This is a genomic window from Sphaerothrix gracilis Ecp01, from assembly GCF_030405905.1.
Lineage (GTDB): Bacteria > Cyanobacteriota > Cyanobacteriia > Phormidesmidales > Phormidesmidaceae > Sphaerothrix > Sphaerothrix gracilis.
In genome coordinates this window covers 358462-375687 of the sequence record NZ_JASATW010000001.1, presented here as the reverse complement: position 1 = coordinate 375687, position 17226 = coordinate 358462, and the positions used below count along the sequence as shown (strand labels likewise).

19 protein-coding genes are annotated in these 17226 nt (G+C 49.5%); 8 read left to right on the top strand and 11 right to left on the bottom strand.

Going from position 1 to position 17226, the window contains the following annotated elements; genetic code table 11:
* From QJQ48_RS01765 to QJQ48_RS01740, 6 genes are all read right to left on the bottom strand, one after another.
* A partial coding sequence (locus tag QJQ48_RS01765; protein ID WP_346289454.1) for a DUF423 domain-containing protein occupies positions 1–316 on the bottom strand: 316 nt, incomplete at its 3' end.
* A 270-nt stretch (positions 317–586) separates the two neighbouring features.
* Positions 587–1249 (bottom strand): ribosomal protein L7/L12, encoded by a 663-nt coding sequence (locus tag QJQ48_RS01760; RefSeq protein WP_346289453.1) that lies wholly within the window; start codon positions 1247–1249, stop codon positions 587–589.
* Positions 1250–1345: 96 nt separating this feature from the next.
* A complete protein-coding gene (locus QJQ48_RS01755) occupies positions 1346–1774 on the bottom strand; it encodes a hypothetical protein (protein WP_346289452.1) in 429 nt (142 codons plus the stop codon).
* A gap of 41 nt (positions 1775–1815) precedes the next feature.
* Positions 1816–2499, bottom strand: coding sequence for a magnesium protoporphyrin IX methyltransferase (gene bchM, locus QJQ48_RS01750; RefSeq protein ID WP_346289451.1), 684 nt, complete (start codon positions 2497–2499; stop codon positions 1816–1818).
* Between the two features lie 229 nt (positions 2500–2728).
* On the bottom strand, positions 2729–2968 hold the full coding sequence (locus tag QJQ48_RS01745) for a hypothetical protein (RefSeq protein WP_346289450.1): 240 nt from the start codon (positions 2966–2968) through the stop codon (positions 2729–2731).
* Between the two features lie 319 nt (positions 2969–3287).
* Positions 3288–3533, bottom strand: coding sequence for a hypothetical protein (locus QJQ48_RS01740; RefSeq protein WP_346289449.1), 246 nt, complete (start codon positions 3531–3533; stop codon positions 3288–3290).
* A gap of 873 nt (positions 3534–4406) precedes the next feature.
* On the opposite strand from QJQ48_RS01740, the gene QJQ48_RS01735 reads away from it, so the two are divergent.
* A complete protein-coding gene (locus tag QJQ48_RS01735; protein WP_346289448.1) occupies positions 4407–4892 on the top strand; it encodes a hypothetical protein in 486 nt (161 codons plus the stop codon).
* A 25-nt stretch (positions 4893–4917) separates the two neighbouring features.
* Positions 4918–5451 (top strand): hypothetical protein, encoded by a 534-nt coding sequence (locus tag QJQ48_RS01730; protein ID WP_346289447.1) that lies wholly within the window; start codon positions 4918–4920, stop codon positions 5449–5451.
* A gap of 291 nt (positions 5452–5742) precedes the next feature.
* Here QJQ48_RS01730 and QJQ48_RS01725 read toward each other — a convergent pair whose 3' ends face one another.
* Together QJQ48_RS01725 and QJQ48_RS01720 are read right to left on the bottom strand one after the other, a co-directional pair.
* Positions 5743–6075, bottom strand: a complete 333-nt coding sequence (locus QJQ48_RS01725) for a DUF5615 family PIN-like protein (RefSeq protein WP_346289446.1) — start codon at positions 6073–6075, stop codon at positions 5743–5745.
* The gene (locus tag QJQ48_RS01720; protein WP_346289445.1) at positions 6072–6302 is read right to left on the bottom strand and encodes a DUF433 domain-containing protein; all 231 of its coding nucleotides are present in this window, start codon (positions 6300–6302) and stop codon (positions 6072–6074) included. Before QJQ48_RS01720 ends, QJQ48_RS01725 begins: the two co-directional genes overlap by 4 nt.
* A 422-nt stretch (positions 6303–6724) precedes the next feature.
* Between QJQ48_RS01720 and QJQ48_RS01715 the strand changes: the two genes are divergently transcribed.
* Positions 6725–7906, top strand: a complete 1182-nt coding sequence (locus tag QJQ48_RS01715; RefSeq protein ID WP_346289444.1) for a serine hydrolase domain-containing protein — start codon at positions 6725–6727, stop codon at positions 7904–7906.
* Between the two features lie 298 nt (positions 7907–8204).
* Here the strand turns inward: QJQ48_RS01715 and QJQ48_RS01710 are convergent, their stop codons facing one another.
* A complete protein-coding gene (locus QJQ48_RS01710; RefSeq protein ID WP_346289443.1) occupies positions 8205–8420 on the bottom strand; it encodes a hypothetical protein in 216 nt (71 codons plus the stop codon).
* 36 nt (positions 8421–8456) lie between these two features.
* Here QJQ48_RS01710 and QJQ48_RS01705 point away from each other — a divergent pair, with 36 nt between their 5' ends.
* The 3 genes from QJQ48_RS01705 (at position 8457) to QJQ48_RS01695 (ending at position 12392) form a co-directional block, all read left to right on the top strand.
* A complete protein-coding gene (locus QJQ48_RS01705) occupies positions 8457–11024 on the top strand; it encodes a HEAT repeat domain-containing protein (protein WP_346289442.1) in 2568 nt (855 codons plus the stop codon).
* 361 nt (positions 11025–11385) lie between these two features.
* On the top strand, positions 11386–11919 hold the full coding sequence (locus QJQ48_RS01700; RefSeq protein WP_346289441.1) for a hypothetical protein: 534 nt from the start codon (positions 11386–11388) through the stop codon (positions 11917–11919).
* Positions 11919–12392 (top strand): hypothetical protein, encoded by a 474-nt coding sequence (locus QJQ48_RS01695; RefSeq protein ID WP_346289440.1) that lies wholly within the window; start codon positions 11919–11921, stop codon positions 12390–12392. The genes QJQ48_RS01700 and QJQ48_RS01695 overlap by 1 nt, the downstream gene beginning before the upstream one ends.
* A gap of 109 nt (positions 12393–12501) precedes the next feature.
* Here QJQ48_RS01695 and nagA read toward each other — a convergent pair whose 3' ends face one another.
* Positions 12502–13656 carry an N-acetylglucosamine-6-phosphate deacetylase gene (gene nagA / locus QJQ48_RS01690; RefSeq protein WP_346289439.1) on the bottom strand — a complete coding sequence of 385 codons (1155 nt, stop codon included), beginning with the start codon at positions 13654–13656 and terminating at the stop codon, positions 12502–12504.
* A 190-nt stretch (positions 13657–13846) separates the two neighbouring features.
* Here nagA and purE point away from each other — a divergent pair, with 190 nt between their 5' ends.
* Together purE and QJQ48_RS01680 are read left to right on the top strand one after the other, a co-directional pair.
* Positions 13847–14365 carry a 5-(carboxyamino)imidazole ribonucleotide mutase gene (gene purE, locus QJQ48_RS01685; RefSeq protein WP_346289438.1) on the top strand — a complete coding sequence of 173 codons (519 nt, stop codon included), beginning with the start codon at positions 13847–13849 and terminating at the stop codon, positions 14363–14365.
* A 472-nt stretch (positions 14366–14837) separates the two neighbouring features.
* Positions 14838–16298, top strand: a complete 1461-nt coding sequence (locus tag QJQ48_RS01680) for an ammonium transporter (protein ID WP_346289437.1) — start codon at positions 14838–14840, stop codon at positions 16296–16298.
* Positions 16299–16351: 53 nt separating this feature from the next.
* On the opposite strand, the gene QJQ48_RS01675 is transcribed toward QJQ48_RS01680, so the two are convergent.
* Positions 16352–17041, bottom strand: a complete 690-nt coding sequence (locus QJQ48_RS01675) for a hypothetical protein (RefSeq protein WP_346289436.1) — start codon at positions 17039–17041, stop codon at positions 16352–16354.
* Between the last annotated feature and the right edge of the window lie 185 nt (positions 17042–17226).

The window sequence follows — 17226 nt, the reverse complement described above, 5'->3', positions numbered from 1 at the left end:
CCAGGGGCGTAATTGCCCCCAGCCACTTAATGCCCGACAGGCTCAGCCCGTAGAGGCTGCCGGAAAAAATCAGCACGCCGCCGACAAAGGCCCAGCCCGCTACTGTGAGTAGACTACTACTGTCCGGTCGCTGCAAGAGCAGTAGAGCGATCGCCAGCAAACCCAGGGCGTGATACATCTGATAGCGAATGCCGGTTTCAAAAATTTCCAGCGATCGCGCCGCCAACTGTCCCCGCAGCGCATGAGCACCAAACGCTCCACCCGCCACCGCCAGTCCTGCCAAAATCGCTGCCAAAACCAAGAAAATCCGCGCCATTATTTTTAGAGAATTCTGAGTTTTGTAAGTTCTGAGATTTGAGCCGCCCTGAACACTCAAGCTTGAGATCATTCAACACACCCAACCCAAATTATCCTATCGCCTTCCTCCTCCATCTCCCCCACCTTCTCCATCTCCCCCACCTTCTCCATCTCCCCGATCTTCTCTATCTCCCCCACCTTCTCTATCGCCTCCTACCCGCGTCTTCGCGTTTGCCCTCTCAATCCCGCAGCACCAGCGCCACCTGCGCCCCCACTGCCTCCAGCCCTCTCAATCCCGCAGCACCAGCGCCACCTGCGCCCCCACTGCCTCCAGTTCCCGCCGAAATTCTTCTGCTGTCTGCTTCGAGGCTCCTCTCTGAATCGGCTGGGGTACGTCTCGAATCAGGGCCTTCACTTCTTTCCAGCTTAGGCCCGTCAGCTTTTGCACCGTGCGGACAACTTCTCGCTTTTTGTATTCAGGAACGGCTTCTAAAATCACGTCAAAGGTGACTTCTGGCGTGGGACGTAATAAGCGCGTATCCACATCCCCTAAATGGAAGTAGTAAGAAACGCCCCCCTGTTCATCTACTTGAAAGTCAGCGTCATAGATCCGAGCCCGCTCGTCTAAATAGGCTTTAGCCATTTCCCCGCTGAGATTGGCTTCCATCGCAAACCGCAGGGGGGCCACCTTGCCCTTGCCCGCTTTCACCAGCTTGAAGAAAATACCCTGTAGGCGATCGCGCTCCTGTCGCTTTTTCTGCAGATAGGCATCCAGCCCCAAATAGCTACCAAAGCCAACGGCTGGAATTCCCAGCAGCAGTCCGGCCAGCACAGTTTCGCGGCGATCGAGTCGATTCGGATTGCGATCAAGTCCGGTTTCAGCCGCTCTGGCCAAACACCAAAAACCAAGCAGCAGCAGCAGTCCGGCTGAAATTTGTTTAGCTCGCCTCATATCTACTTGCCTGTCAGCTTGAAATGGATGGATGCAATGAGCAGCAGTGCTGTTTTTCTACAATTTTTAGCATTTCAAAAAGCTCCTACCAGAACACTACCTGCTGGGGAACTGATAGAAAAATTCTCCCTGTTCACCGACGCTAAAATCTGCGCCAAATTCTTGAGCGCGATCGTCTAGGTAAGCCCGCGCTTCTGTGCCTGACATCCCCGTTGCCCTAGCAAACTGCAGCACGCTGAGCGAGCCAGAATTTTCGGCTACAAGCTGAAAGAAAATCTGCTGGAGCTGAACCTGTAGCGCTTCTGCCTCAGCCGCTTTAGCCTGTTGCTCCTGTCGTCTGAGGTGCCAAGCTAGCCAGCCCCCCGCGATCAAAGGTGGCCCGCCGAAAACAACGGCAGCGGCCAAGATATTTGCGCGATCGCCAGCATTCTCCGGATCGAGCGCAACGGCTATAAATAACGCCACAAAGAAAAGACCCATCAAGAGCAGGCAGCCTGAACCGATTGTCTGGGCGGGTTTCTTCATGCCAAACCGAAAAGAGAGATATCGCCCCTATCTTAGCCCTGCTAGCGGGTCGCTTCCAACAGGCGAGAAAAGTAGAATTGGGTCTTATTGAAGGCACTGCGCTGAATCGTCCAGCCGTTGGCTTCTAGAATTTTCACCACGTCTGCCTGACGGTGCAGGTAAGCGCGGGTGGCTTTGCTGGGGCCGGGGAAAAAATCGCCTACTTTTTTGAGGACGGTATAGAAAACAGTTTTGGGGGCAAAGCTGAGGATCAGGCGCGATTCGGCCAGCGAACTGAGGTGCTGAATCATCTCAGCCGCTTTGTCTTGGGGATAGTGGATCAGTACGTCTAGGCAAATAACGGTGTGATAGCGTCCGTCTAGCTGCTCTAAGTCTTTGGCTTCAAAGGTGGGTACCTGCTGCGGGCTGAGTTCAGCCTGTGCCCGCTCTTTGGCCTCACCTACCATTTTTTCAGAAATATCGCTGGCATAGACTTTGGCTCCGGCTGCCGCCATCGGAATGCTGAGACTGCCAACGCCGCAGCCCGCATCGCACACGGTCAATCCGGCTAAATTGCCGTCCGCAGTGAACCAGTCCATAACGGTGTCCACGGTTTGCTGATGGCCCTTGCGAATATCGAGCTGGACTTTGTTAACTTCGCCATCGCCATAGATGCGACGCCAGCGATCGAAGCCTTTGGCGTTGAAGTATTCGCGGACAACGGTTTTATCGTCTACTGCGGTCATAGGAGAAAAAATGTCAGGTTGAAAGTGCTGGCAAGATAAATCCTATTACGTTTTGCTTCTATTTGCTTCTGTTGGTAACTATTGCAAATTTTCTGGGTGAGGCGATCGCCCAGACAAGGTAAAGGTGCAGCGGTCTAAACGGCTACACCTAGAATGTCTTTGAGGATGTCGGTAAATAGGTGATCTACTGGGATCTGTTTGTTTTAGCCCTTAGTTTCAGGTGTGAGTATCAACCCCCGCTGCGACCTAAGGAAGCGACGAACCGAGTAGCCAGATCGCTATTAGGCGCTGCTTCTACGTTCATCTGGTCTGCCTGAGTTGCCTCGGCATCGCTATTTGCGTCTTCGCCTTCTTCTAAAACAACTTCATCAGAAGCTGAAGCTTGAGCCGAAGCTAGGCTTTGACGCACTTCAGAACGGCTCTTTTTGGACTGTAACTCTGAGGGATTGAAGGGTTTAAATAATGTCATAATGACCTCCTAAAACGGTCAAGCATTTTTGGTTGGAGAGCATTTCAACAACTGAGATAAAGGCTAAAAGCCTAACCCTATCTGTCTCATTACTCTCTTGCTCTTCACCGTAAAGAGTAAAAGTAAAAAAGCTGATAATGTTGGCTCTGCGTTCTCACACAGTCAGCTTGCGGTTAGCGCTCACCTGATAGAGCGATCGCCCACCCTGATAGGCAAAGCTGTGGCGTTCTTGCTTGACTCAGACTGCTAGAGAGAGGGGGCCGCAGAGGAGACAGGCGATCGCCCATCAACCTGCCGCCCCTATTCCCTAACTCTGTTCCTACTCCAGCCGACAACGCTTGGTCAAAATCACCATGACTTCATTGGGCTGGTCGGTGGGCATGGGTTTGCTCCAGGCGTTGGCTTCGGCATAGCCCAGGACGTGCAGCCGATGGATTTCTAGCCGAATGCAGGGCAGGGGGCCAAACATGAAAATGCGCACTTGGTCGCCGCTGCTGGATTGTTCGCGGTTGGGAACGGCGATCGCGGGGGAAGGGCGATCGCTGGCATGGTTTTCTTGAAACATGATCTTTCCTCTTTTGGGTTTGAGTCTGGGAAGGGAAAGGCGGAAGTAAAGGAGGAAGGATGAAGGCAGAACGATGAAGTGAAAGGCTCTTAACCTCTATCACCCCGCCGCTTAATTTCTGCCCTTTGCCTTCTGCCTTCTGACTTTTCTCCTGCCTTTCCCCTATCCCCAGAACCCAAAAACATAGCCACCCCACAAGATTGCAGCGCAAAGTAGGGTGGCTAAGGGTAAAATCGCCCCTAGACCTGCCCGAACTGCGGTCCAGTTTGGGGGGTTTAGGCTCCTGTTGGTGTTGACGCACCTTCAGGGGCCGCTAGGTTTTTGAGTCTGTGTGAACAAGCTGCAACGTTTGGACTGCTACAGCTTAATGAGTGAGTTTAGAATATTGGGCGATCGGCGTCAATAGCGGTGCGAAGCTATGCATCTAAAGAGCTTCTCACGCCGCGTCCCCCTCGGTCGAGTACGTGAGTATAAAAGCCTGGTTTTGAGTAGAGGCTACAACCTGCTCTTGCACCGCTAGATGGGTGAGAAAGGCTTCTATTTGGACGAGGTTCTCCTTGCATGAGTAGACTGCCTGAAAAGAGCTGATGAATAAACCCTAAACAAGTTCAGCCTGAAACCGAAGAAATTACTATACTGAATCATTCCACCTATTTACTCGTATGGGGATCTTAGGCGGACGTAATTCCATCTATCCACCCAAAACAGGAGCTTAGGAAGACGTAATTCCACCTATTTACCTGTGTAGGGATCTTAGGTGGAAACTTTCCCTCTAATAATAGTTAGCTCGGTGCGGTTAAGCTGGTAGCAAAAATTCTCTAAGCGTTAAACTAATACAGTTCAAAAACTTAACCTAGAGGATTTGTTGAAGGTATGGGTGGTTTTATCTATACAGCGAGAGATATCTCAATAGTTGCAAAATCGGTGGCGAGTGTTTCGGGTACTTTTCAGGCAATGGAGTCTGAACGTCGAGAAAAGGTTGCTTCATACCTTAGTGAGATAGGCACAACACTTACACAAGTTTCCAGTGCTTTGCGTAAAGGAGAGGCTCTCAATGAATTACAGGGTGCAATGCAAATACACGTATCGATGTTCGCAGAGACTGTTGCTGGTATTGTCGAGCCAAGTTTAATTGAAAAGCTCCAATCAATACTTGGTGAACATTGGACATACGAAATGTTAGAGTCGCAAATTTACGATATGGACTATCAGTACCTTACAGGCAATGAGCAAAATGATTTTCCAGAACACGATTATCTTACTCCCAAGGATGGACTGACTGAATATCGTTTAGGGAAACTGGATGAAGCTGCTGGAATGTTCAAGGCCCTTGCAGCAGCACTTCGAGCTCAAGGTTGATTTGAGATGGATGAAGAGAGAATTTATGAATTTAAACCTTGTACTCAAAGACTATCTTCCACTTTTTCAGACAATCATCGGAGGTCTGCTAACATTCATTGGCGGGTTACTTGGCAATGTCCTTATTCAACAAAGACAAAGACATGCTGAAACGAAGAGTTTAGCTTCTGCTTTCCACGGAGAGATACAAGCATTAATAGGAATAGTTAAGAAGCGAAAGTATGTTCAGGGAATTAAAGGTGCAATTGATGACCTACAATCAGGTAGAAAAATTACGTATCAGATGCGGGTGACACGAAAGTACTTTAACGTCTATGAAAAGAACTTAGATAAGATAGGAATATTGCCTAATCCTTTGCCTGAAAAGATTGTTGAACTTTACACAGTTATGACAGCAATTTTAGAAGATTTAGATGTGATCAATGAATCAGAGTTTTACGATGAAGACCCAGAAGTAGTTATATCATATTTATTAGAATTGAAGTCTTTATTTGAGTATGCCGTTGAATCTGGAACGAGAATTAGTCAAAAAATAAAGAGCATGAAGTTATTAGTGTGAAGGAATTGAGGACAACTTCAATATTCAACCAGCCAGTAATGCTATATTCTTCGTGAAAATTGAGCTAACAATTCTGTTGGAGCGGCGGTTGAGGGTTCTTTCGGTTACATTCGGGGTTATCTACCGCCGCTCAACAGACCCGTTGGCCTGACCAAAATCCAGTTCTTAGATGGAAAAAATAGCCCCTTGCTGAAAATGCGGCAGCGCAGAGTTTGGATACTGGACTTCGGCAAGTACAGGAAAGGTAAATTGTTATTGCTTAGTTTGCCGTAGACAGCGAGCATCAGAATACTAATGAAGTTCCAGACAGTGCGACTCGGCATTGTTCAAGAGTTCTCGAATTACTGTTGCTCCGGAGCGAATTAATGCTTCGACTTGATTCGTTGATGCATTGCCACACCGCAACCAAACAACTTTGGGTGGAGAGCCATAAAGTCGACTTCTTTCTGGGAAGTCTGCATCTTGCGTCACTATGCAGAAGTTATTGAGCTTAGCAAATTCCCAAATCTCAGTATCTGTTTTCTTAGCTAGGTCATGGAATTGAACGTGGCTTGAATCAGGAAAGATATCAGCCAACCGATTAACCAACTTACGGCTGAGGTTTTGGTCAAACAGTAGTTTCAAGTAGCACTCACTGACGCGACTAAACGATGTTCGCGATCAGCGGCAAATTCCAAACAGGCTCTAATGTCGATTTCTGTCAATTCTGGAAAGTCATCGATGATCTCAGCAGTAGACATGCCAGAGGCTAACCAACTCAAAACATCGTAGACTGTAATCCGCATTTGGCGGATGCAGGGCTTGCCACCGCGCTTATCAGGCTCAATTGTAATGATGTCGCGATAGCTCATAATACTGACAGATTGCTCGTGTATATCCAAGTTTAGAGCAGGCTAACACCTTGTTGCAACGGACGACAGTTAGTTTATTGGTCAAGTGCTGGAAGGTTGCCTGCCACCGTTCAACTTTATCGTTAGGCTGCTTCAGTTGGTGGTGGAGAAGGTATTAGATTGCTGCTCCTAAGTCAACTACAGAATCTAACCCCGACAGTACCTTCAAGGGTACTGCCACATTCGAGGTAAGTTTGTCATCCTAAGATAGAAATCGATTTTGTGTAATCCCTTCAAAGGATCAGCAATCTTTCCCAGATTAAGTTGAAGCCAAAGTAAAGTTGTTGATATTAAAAAAAGGATTGTAGCCATTTCAGGCTGACATAGTTGATCTCTAAAAAACGACTCTATGTTCTCATTTGCTTTTTAAAGGAGATAATCTGATGGCTATCCGTCAACTCACTCCCCCCTCTTCCAACGGGAAAACAGCAATCAACTCACACAATCCTCAAAACTTTGATTTAGAAGTCTTCTTCAACAGAGTTAACCAACAGATGAGGAACCGGTTTAAAGGATTTGCAGTAATTTTGAGCGATCCGAATGGCGATCGGCTTGGATTCACCCGAGATGGTTGGGCGATTGACCCCGCCGACAGCGGTCCGAGTGAACCTTTCACATTGGACACGCCGAGCGCGATTGGGAGCTTGACCAAGCTCTTCACCAATGTCGTGGTTTTGAAGCGGAGCACCGGCGCTGGCCAGTACAGAACGCTTGAAGAACGTCTTCAGAGCCGTTTTTCTCACTTTCTACCGCGTCGTTGGTGGGATGATGTGCATGCAGATTACCGCAATGTAACGGTCACAGAGCTACTTCAGCACAAAGCAGGGTTTAAAAAGTCGGGTGGTGGCGTCCACATCTCTGAGCGTTTGAGCAAACCGCGCGAATTGGATACGGCTCCCGGCACGCGAACGTATTCCAACACAAGCATGGGCATCTTCCACTTCATCTTCGCTAAGTGGGGTTTGTATTACCCATGGGAACTACATGAGACTGAGATTAAGCACCGCAACTCCAACACAGACACTTATAACGAGGAGATCCAGAAGGCCACTTCTCGCAGTTTCAACGTGGATGGCCTCTACGAGATGATTCTGAAACCGCTTGAAATTCAGGCTTCGGCTGATCCAAGCAATGGGACGTGGCCCACCGGTATGCCGGAGTACTTTCCGTACGGGACACCGGCACGCACATATTCGTCGCCAACCGACAGTTCGGGGCAACTACTAGACGATGTTACCCTGAATGCTGCATCGGGAGGGTTGTATATTTCTGCCAAGGGCCTGGCCAAGTTCATTTCCAGCGTGAAATCTGGATCATTTCTTACCTCGCAGCAGCGCGATCTAATGATGAATGACGGGCCAGCGGACGATTTATTAGGATTCTGGGCAAAGTCAGCCGAGGGTGGTCGTTGCTTCACACACAACGGCTCGCGCAGCGGCTCGCACGCAGATGTCTTAATTTTTCCCAACTTATTCAGCGCTGTGTTCGTTGCTAACTCACCGGACAGTAGTTTGGACGAGCAAGGCATCTTGATTTCAGCGTACGGTGCCGCCCACTCAAACTGATGGGCGGTACGTCAAGGGCCAGAAGTGGTAGGGACTTGTAAAGAATTAAGCTTATGGCCCTCGGTTAGCTCACACTATCAGCAGCGTTTTTCCATTTTTCTCTACAGTTCCTAGGGTATGTTCCTAGAGATAACTTGTACTATTTTGCCGATAAAGTCCTGGGGACGCATTATCCTTATGAGATCCTTAAAACGAGCAAACTCCACCTAACAACGCCCATGCACACCGACCGCCAAAAGTTGATCTGTTGCTACAGAAGATTTCTGCGGCGGGTGATGGGCAACGTTCGACCGCTAGGTTATCTGTGGGGATGTGGTTGAAAATTCTCTGCGAGTGGCGATCGCCAATCCACCATAAATCCTAATTTGAGAAATTGTGATAAACCAATTTGAGTCAAGCGCGATCGCCCCATCTTTGACTGGTCTTTAAGGGTTGAAGCTTTGAGCAGCGGAAATGTAACTGAAATGTAACTGGCTACAACCGGATTCTTCTCTGCTAAAAGCGAAGTATCCACTAGTCCTCTTCTCGTGCTGCCCCCACGGAGAAACCCATGCGAAAGCCCCTCTCCACTGCCCTTAAAACTACTCTCCTCAGTTTCTCACTGCCATTGATATTCACTGGCAATGCCTGGGCAAAAACCTGTACTGAAGCAGAAGTTGAGGCTTATCTCAAAAATACTAATGACGCACTATTTGACTGTGATGCCAATGCGATCCCGACACTCATTAAGGCACTCGAAAGCACCGATGAAGAAATTCGGATTCATGCAGTTTATGGTTTATTTTTCCATGTTGGGATACAAGACGAAATCGTTGTCCCTGCTTTAGTTAAAGCCTTAAAAGATGAAAATGCCGAGGTTCGCCAGACTGCCGCATATAGCTTATCCATCGCTGCAATTAAAGCCGATATTGCAATCCCTTCCCTCATAGAGGCGCTTAAAGACGAAAACTCAAAGGTGCGTTCTACCGCTGCCTATGCACTTAGGAATTCTGGCGCTCAAGCTGATATTGTACTTCCTGCTTTAATCGAAGTATTGAAAGATACTAACGTAGATGTCCGAAGTAATGCGGCCGCAGCCATCGCACAGATTAGTGCAGATACTAAGATCGCCATTCCAGCACTGATCGAAACTTTAAAAGATAATAATGCTGCCGTCCGCAGTTATGCTGCTTTTGCTTTAAGCAGGAATGACACAGACTATAAAGTGGCTCTTCCTGCTCTGGTAGAGGCGCTTAAAGATGAATATGCTCATGTACGGAGCAATGCTGCTTTTGCCATACGGGCGATTGGTGTAGAAGATGAAACTGCTATTTCCCCGTTGATTGATCTACTTAAAGATGAAAACCCGTCAGGTCGGAGCAGTGCTGCCTATGCATTAGGGCTTTTTAGTACAGAACCTGATACCGTCTTACCTGCCTTAATTGAGGCATTGAAAGATAACGAGTTTGAGGTTCGCAAAGAGGCAGCGCGATCGCTGAAAAAAATTGCTGCCGATCAGGATCTCCATGCGACAACCATGCGGCAGGCTGAACAAGCCCTGGATATCATTGACGTCATCAGAACAGCTTTAGCAAATCCTGTATTAAAGACTGATGTGTACGTTGAGGAATACAGTCTAGAGGTTGAGCGATCGCTGGAATCACTTCAGAACAAGCGACAATCCTTCCTACTCCAGTCTTCTGCTGAATGGCTATCAGCCGGAAAGAATGTTTGGCTGGCTCACGCTGCCTTCTGGCTGGCTCTTGTCTTTGCCTACCCCAAATCGCCTCAAATTCAAGCCATCTTCTTCTGGAATCCCTGGATGCGAAAGATTATGGGATTGGGCTATGTGGGTTTTGCGTTAACCTGGATGCCCTTTTTGCGACGCAAGCTATTTGAGCCTTTTCGGGAATCGCTGCTTGCCGATGCGGGGTTGGAGAATTTTAAGCCAGAGGCTTACTTTGAGAACTCTGATGTCAAAAATCCAAATTCAGGAGAAATTAAACCGACTCGATCGGCAATTCCAGGATTTAAGGGACAAATCGTACTAGAAGGCGCTTCGGGACTGGGGAAGACGATGTTCTTACGGCATCTTTGCCAGCAGTCAAAGCGAGTGGTTGTCTATCTTCCGGCAACCAAGTGTGTGGATGGCGTAATTGAAGCCATTCAAAAGAAACTGCATGGCGAGGAGATTAGAGACCCGAAATTTTTGCAGAATTTGATTTACAGTGGCGCGATCGCCATCTGCATTGATGGTTTGAATGAAGTCAGTGCCGACACACGGGCAAAGATCGTCGAATTTACCGAAAACTACTTTAAGGGCGACATTATTTTGGCAACGCAGCCAATGGAGTGGATACCCCCGGCGACTGCAAAACAATATGTAATGCAACCGTTAAAGCGATCGCACATTCAAGCATTCCTGCTCTCCCGCAAAACGCTGATTCCTGACTATGCGATCGTACAAGGTGAAGCCTATGAACAGGCTTGCTCTCGTTACCTGGTGAAAGTCCTGGACGATCAGCAAGATGCTGAAGAACTGGAAGTAATTCACCAGATTCTCTCAAATCCAATGGATTTAACTGTGATTGCTTCGATGATCGCTGCAGGTAAACAGCCTGATTTGTTTCGCTTGCAGGAACAGCAGTATACGATCATGACCGAAGAATATCGAGAGAAGCATCTGGGGCAAGAATTTCCCCTGGATAGTTTTTCGGAAGCGGTCTACCAGATGCGACTCAATGACCAGACTGCTCTGCCAGAAGCACAGTTTTTAGAAGAACTGTTGGGCATGGAACGACACAAAATGGTGATTACTCGCCAATCTGTTGATAGCGAAGGGAAGCCCGCGAAAGAATGGTACTTTCGCCATGACAAAATCGCGGAGTTTTTCATCCTGCAAACCGTTCTGGAACATCCAGAACGACAGGAACAACACCTAGGCGATCCCCGCTTTCGAGGCGTCTATTTCATGCTGGCGAACTTTCTCAAACTGGAGGATGCGATCGCTCTGCGCGAAATGTTGATTCAATATGCGGCTGATACCAAAGATCATACGGTCAGCGATACGTTTGTGCAGTTGTTGCGATCGCGGTCGAACAAACCGCTTACACCCGACCGTATCAAAGTTGCCTGTTAGAAGTTGTTGCGATCGCGGCGGGTGAAGCGGAGCGTTAGTGCGATCGCACTATTAACCTTTTAGACAGCCAGCTTGAGAAGTTACAAAATTTAGCGGCAAAGTGTTAGAACTTCATCGAAAGCGCTGAAAACGCCTTATTGAAGCAACGCCTATTAACTGAAAATAGGTACTCCTCAGAATATGAATACATAGAGGATACAGAAGCCATCTTCCCAAGAATTCGGTAGCTAACTCTACACACAAACTTTAGAAAAGATGAATGCACTCTAGAGCGATCGCCTTTATAAAGGTAATAATGCCCTGTTGAAAAGTTGAGTAGAGTTTTCTCAGTTTTGCATTATTTGGAGCCAGCATTCTATCCATGACTGAAATCAATGATGATGCTTATGTTGAAGTTAAAAAGCGCATTTATAAGTACAAGCTTGAAGATCCCGTCTTTCAGGACGCTAAAAGCTTAATCAAGTATCAAAGCCGCCGTATTGGTTCTTTGCAGGGATGGAACAATCGCTATCGTCAGCGGATTGAACTGCTCAAGCAGGCCGAGCTAGAAACTCAGCAGCTTAGGGAGCAGCTTCAAGTCACCCGCCAAACTCTCGTCACCACGATACAGAGAAAATCAGAAATCGAGTCGGGCTATGATGAGGCGCTATTAGCCCTAGAAAAAGTTGATCAGCGGCTGGGAAATCTGAAGCGCTCTTATCAAATAGCAACGTCTGGGCCAGGAACGGCTAGCATTAGAGAGCGGTGGGCACTTGTAATTCAAGCCGTTAAAGACCTGCTGTTTCCGCCCCCTGAAGATCCGATTGACATTAAACCTGATCCTCCAGACGAGCCTGATGACTGGACAGTGGACTCGGTTCAGAATATTCAGAGAGATCTCTACGAAAATTCCTAATGCAAGAAGATACTCCACTCTCTGGCGTTATTAACCGCTTAAAGCACTTGCGCCAACAGGATCGGCGCAATGCGGCAGAAGCCTATGCCGCCGCCGCCGACTTAGCCAATATCGCAGAACATGCGCTTGAAACATCAACCGATCTGATTGAAGAATTCAAGCCAGAAGCGCAGGTAGCCCTGCCAGATAATGTTTTGAGCGATCGCCTACAGGAAATCGATGCACTTAAGAAAAGTCAGCAAGGCTTGCAGCAGCTCAATGATAGCTACCGAGTCCAGCGAGAACTAACCCTCCAACTGCTCAAAGAACGGGGCATAGATCCCAAAGTTATTGCAGAAGTAGAAGGGCTAAATGATCGGCGATCGCGAAGCATTGACAAACGCATAGCGCTATTTGGTCAACAGACCGGATGGGAACGCTCAAAGATAATAGGCTTGTTCAAGAAGTATCTTTATTACACAAAGATAGAGTGAGATTTCTGCTCTTTTCTATGACGCTGAAAGCCATTTTTGAAACACAGAATCTCTGCTCTAAATCTTTACTATGAAAGACAAAGTTTAGGTCTTATTCAAAGTAGTATTTTTACAAATAACGCTGCCATTCTAGTAAATTCGTGCTTTCATTCCAGTGCCAGCGCAATAGGTGAGCGGGCTGCCCCACTTCAAACCCAGGCAGGCCAATCGCCTGACGGGGTGCTTCTGTCGCTAGGGCGATCGCTTCCTCCACGCTGCACAAACCCCACTGCACTAGATTTTGCGCCCCTGCCAGCAGCGGCAGCGTCGTCCCCGAAAGCGTGCCATTCGGCAGGCGAGCCGTTCCCTGCTTCACCTCAATCTGGCGGCTGTCCCAGGGGTAAATGCCGTCTGGTAAGCCCAAAGGCGACAGGGCATCGCTGACTAAAAACAGTCCTGCCTTTTGGCCGCGCTGAGAACCCCGTTCGGCTCGGAGCAGTAAATTTAGCATGGTCGGACAGATGTGCTGTCCGTCGGCAATCAGGCCACAGGACACTTGAGGATGCGCAATCGCGGCTCCCAGTAAACCTGGCTCTCGGTGGTGTAGCCCCGGCATGGCGTTAAAGGCGTGCGTGACCATTGTCGCCCCCTGCTGGAATGCCTGCTGCGCCTGTGCCGCTGTGGCTAGAGAATGGCCCAGGCTGACGGTGATTCCCCGCGATCGCAGATAAGCAATCACCTCCCCCAAATCGTCTAATTCTGGGGCCAGCGTCATCACCCGTACACAGTCGCCATAATCCCCCAGCACCTGCTTGACGTGCTCTAGCGTCAACGGCAGCAGAAACGCTTCAGGATGGGCTCCCCGCTTCGCCGGATTGAGGCAAGGCCCTTCTAAATGTGCGCCAATAATCTGAGCTGTCTGCTCGCCCGCTGGCTGAAACGAGTGCAGCACCGCCAAAGCCTGCTGAAATTTTTCTATAGAAGTGGTCACTAGCGTGGGCAAAAAGCTATCTATGCCCTGCTGCCAAAGGAAGTCACAGATTTTTTGCAGCTTTGCCTCATCTCCTGGCTGCAAATCGGGAAATGCCAGCCCCAGCGCCCCGTTAATTTGTAAATCTACGCCCCCCAGAGATAACCAGTCTCCGGCTAGATCTATCGGCTCAGCTTCGTCTGCTGTAGACGACATGGGCGCGATCGCCGCAATTTTGCCCTGCTCCACCCGCACGCGCTGCAGTCCTGCCCGCCCCACGACCCGCGCATTCAGAAACTCAACCGACTTCGCCATTACCCTAATTTCGCCTCAAGACCTCCCCATTATCAGGGTTGTTCCTAACCTTCGACCATTCCATAGCCAACGGACTCGCTTTACTCGTCTTACCCTTTTCCGTCTCCGCGTCTCCGGCTTCCCCATCTCCCCTTGCTCCCTCACCCATCACCCACTACCCTATTTCCTGTCCTACTCACCCCCTTACCCTATGACCTCCCCTCAAATCGGCATCATTATGGGCAGCGACTCAGACTTGCCTACCATGCAGGCAGCGATCGCGGTTTGCGAAGATTTTCAGGTGGCGCATGAGGTGGCGATTGTTTCAGCCCATCGTACGCCGGAGCGGATGGTGAACTACGCTCAGCAGGCCCATCAGCGGGGCCTGAAGGTGATTATTGCCGGGGCAGGCGGGGCCGCTCATCTACCGGGGATGGTGGCTGCTCTGACGCCGTTGCCGGTGATTGGGGTGCCGATTAAGACCAGTACGCTGCAGGGGATAGATTCGCTCTACTCAATCGTGCAGATGCCGAGGGGAATTCCGGTAGCGACGGTGGCGATCGGCAATGGTCAAAATGCGGGGCTGCTGGCGGTGCAGATTTTAGCGAGCCATCAGCCGGATCTGCTAGCGCAAGTGCAGGCTTATCGACAATCTCTACAGAGCACCGTGATGGAGAAGCAGGGGCGGTTAGACACCCTGGGCTATCAGCAGTATTTGCAGGAGATGTAGAGAAAATCAGGTGCGCGATCGCTGTCACATAGCTTAATCTTTGCGGATGGCGATCGCCAAACTTGCTAAGAAATGTCGTTTTTCTCTGTCAATCGCTTAAGTTTCTGACCAATCTCCGCCATAATTCATGCATTCTGTCTAGGAGGCGGGCAAAAAGTATCCCCTGATACAGATTGCCTCTGCCAGAATTGATGGAATCGTTCTGACCTCGTATAGTGTCATCTGCCCATAGCACGAAAATAGTTGTGATTCTGTATCAACAGGATCCCCTTATTCTGTTCAAGAAGCTTATCTTCTAAAGTCATAAGTTTCTTTATCTATGAGCTTTCCAAGGCTATTTGCTCCAGCCTTGGCCGAACTCCTCACACCACCAGCGGGGCATATTATCCATTCTTTTTAGTCTGGATGGCCTGCTTTTTACTGACTAAGGCTGTGATTGCTATCTGATTGTGTTGAAGGAACGTCTTAAGAGATGTCTGGTTTAGTTCTACGCAAAAAATCTAAGCGCAGAAGGCAAAAATCCGCCTTCTGGGATGCTAGTGTGCCTCCCTTTGATGAGGTGCTGAAAAAAAGTCTAGGTAAAAATTCCTGGAGTTGGTTGGCGTGTGTTCCCTTAGCTCTGCTAATTGTGGGGATTTGGGGAGTCGCGGCTCATGCTCAGGAAGACGCTATTACGCCCGATAATGTTCAAACCGTTTTGGACAATATCTGGATTACGGTAGCGGCGGTTTTGGTAATTTTCATGAATGCCGGTTTCGGCATGTTGGAAACGGGCTTCTGTCGTCAGAAAAACGCTGTCAACATCCTGTCTAAGAACCTCATTGTCTTCGCCCTAGCCACGCTGGCTTACTGGGCCATTGGGTTCTCTTTGATGTATGGCAGCGGTGGTAACGGCTGGATTGGCGGTGGCGGCTGGTTTCTCTCCAGTACCGATCCGACAGTCTATGGCCTGGAAGAAGGAGTTGGCCTCACAATTCCGGTTTCTTTCTTATTCCAGGTGGCCTTTGCAGCAACGGCAGCGACCATCGTTTCCGGCGCGGTGGCTGAGCGAGTCAAGTTCATCGACTTTATTATCTTCAGCCTGTTGCTCACCGGCATTTCCTATCCCATCACCGGGCACTGGGTCTGGGCTGGTGGCTGGCTCTCTGAGCTAGGCTTTTCTGACTTTGCCGGTTCTACGGTAGTACACTCCGTCGGTGGCTGGGCGGCTTTGATGGGCGCTGCTTTCCTGGGGCCTCGGATTGGTAAATACCAGGACGGTCACGTCAATGCTATTCCCGGTCACAGCATGACAGCGGCGATGCTGGGCTGCTTGATTCTGTGGATCGGCTGGTTTGGGTTTAACCCTGGTTCAGAACTGGCCGCGAGTTTAGCGGTGCCCTACATTGCTGTAACCACCAACCTGGCAGCGGCAGCAGGCGGAGTTGCTGCTACTGTGACGGCTTGGGCGCTGAACGGCAAACCTGATCTTTCGATGATCATTAACGGCATTCTGGCGGGCCTAGTTGGGATTACCGCCGGTTGTGCCGGTGTGGGCTACTGGGGTGCCGTTATCATTGGCCTCATTGCCGGTGTGATTGTCGTCTTCTCGGTTGCTTTCTTTGACAGCATCAAGATTGACGATCCGGTGGGCGCTATTTCTGTGCACCTGGTTTGCGGCATTTGGGGCACTCTGGCGGTGGGTCTATTTGACTTAGAGCTAGGGCTGTTCTACGGCGGCGGCGTGGCTCAGCTAGGGATTCAAATCGTCGGTATTCTTTCAATCGGCTTGTTCACCGTTATTGCAGCATCAATCTTTTGGTTGGCGCTCAAGGCTACTTTGGGCCTGCGGGTGACGCCAGAGGAAGAACTCAAGGGTCTTGATATCGCTGAGCACGGTATGGAAGCTTATAGCGGTTTCTTGAAAGATACTAGCGATATGGGCACTCTCTAAGCAGCGAGGTGTCATTGTTTGGTTCACAAGCGCTCTTGCTGTGTGAAAACCTCTCAAAAAGGAGCAGATAATTCTGCTCCTTTTTTCTGTTCTTGCCACTGAGAATAGGAAATCAGCCCCAGCCGCGCCTGTACCCTGAGCCAGTTGCCGGTGACTGAGGTGTTTACCCGGCGATTAGAGAAAGCTCGCCTTAGGACTGGGACAGCCTCGATCGCCGCTAACTCAATTAACCCCTCAACCAGAGCTGCATTGAGTTGGGTCGGGTTGACTAGGGCTTTACCCAGCTGAGCGCTGAGATGAGTGACACAGTCATGGGTGGCCGCAAAGTGATTTTGCCCTATCAAGGATAGGGCGTGGCAGGCAGTGAGCCTTCCTACTAGGGGCTGTCTGGCGTTGATCAAAACCGCGGCTAAGTCTGCAACGGCAGCGGGGCCAAAATAGCTAAAAACATAGGGCAGTTCCTGATGCACAAGGGCGATCGCCGGCAAGCTCAGCAGAGAAACCAGCGGCGCGATCGCTGTCGTGACCCCTAACTGACCCAGCGCCCGCCAGGCGTGAACCGGCAGGGAGGAAGCAGGGGCAGGCTCCAGGCACAGTCCCACGTTTAAGGCTAAGGAGATCAGCTGCTCTACAGACGGCAGGGCTAAAGCCGTGTAGTTCGGCCAGGTGGCAGGCTGAGCGATCGCGCCTATCGGTAGCGGGTGAAAAGGGTGGCCTGGGGATTTGGATAGCTCGACCTGCATAGTGAAATTAGGAAAGTGTGTACTTTGTCAACTTTCTGCAAAAGCTTGTAAGACAACTACGATCTCCTTTACAACTCCCCACAATTATCCCGTTTTGTCAGAAGATAGAAACTAAGCTTTGATTCGGTTGGCTAAAACGCTTGATCTAAACCAGTTTTAGCAGCTAATGCGTCACTCTTGACCGA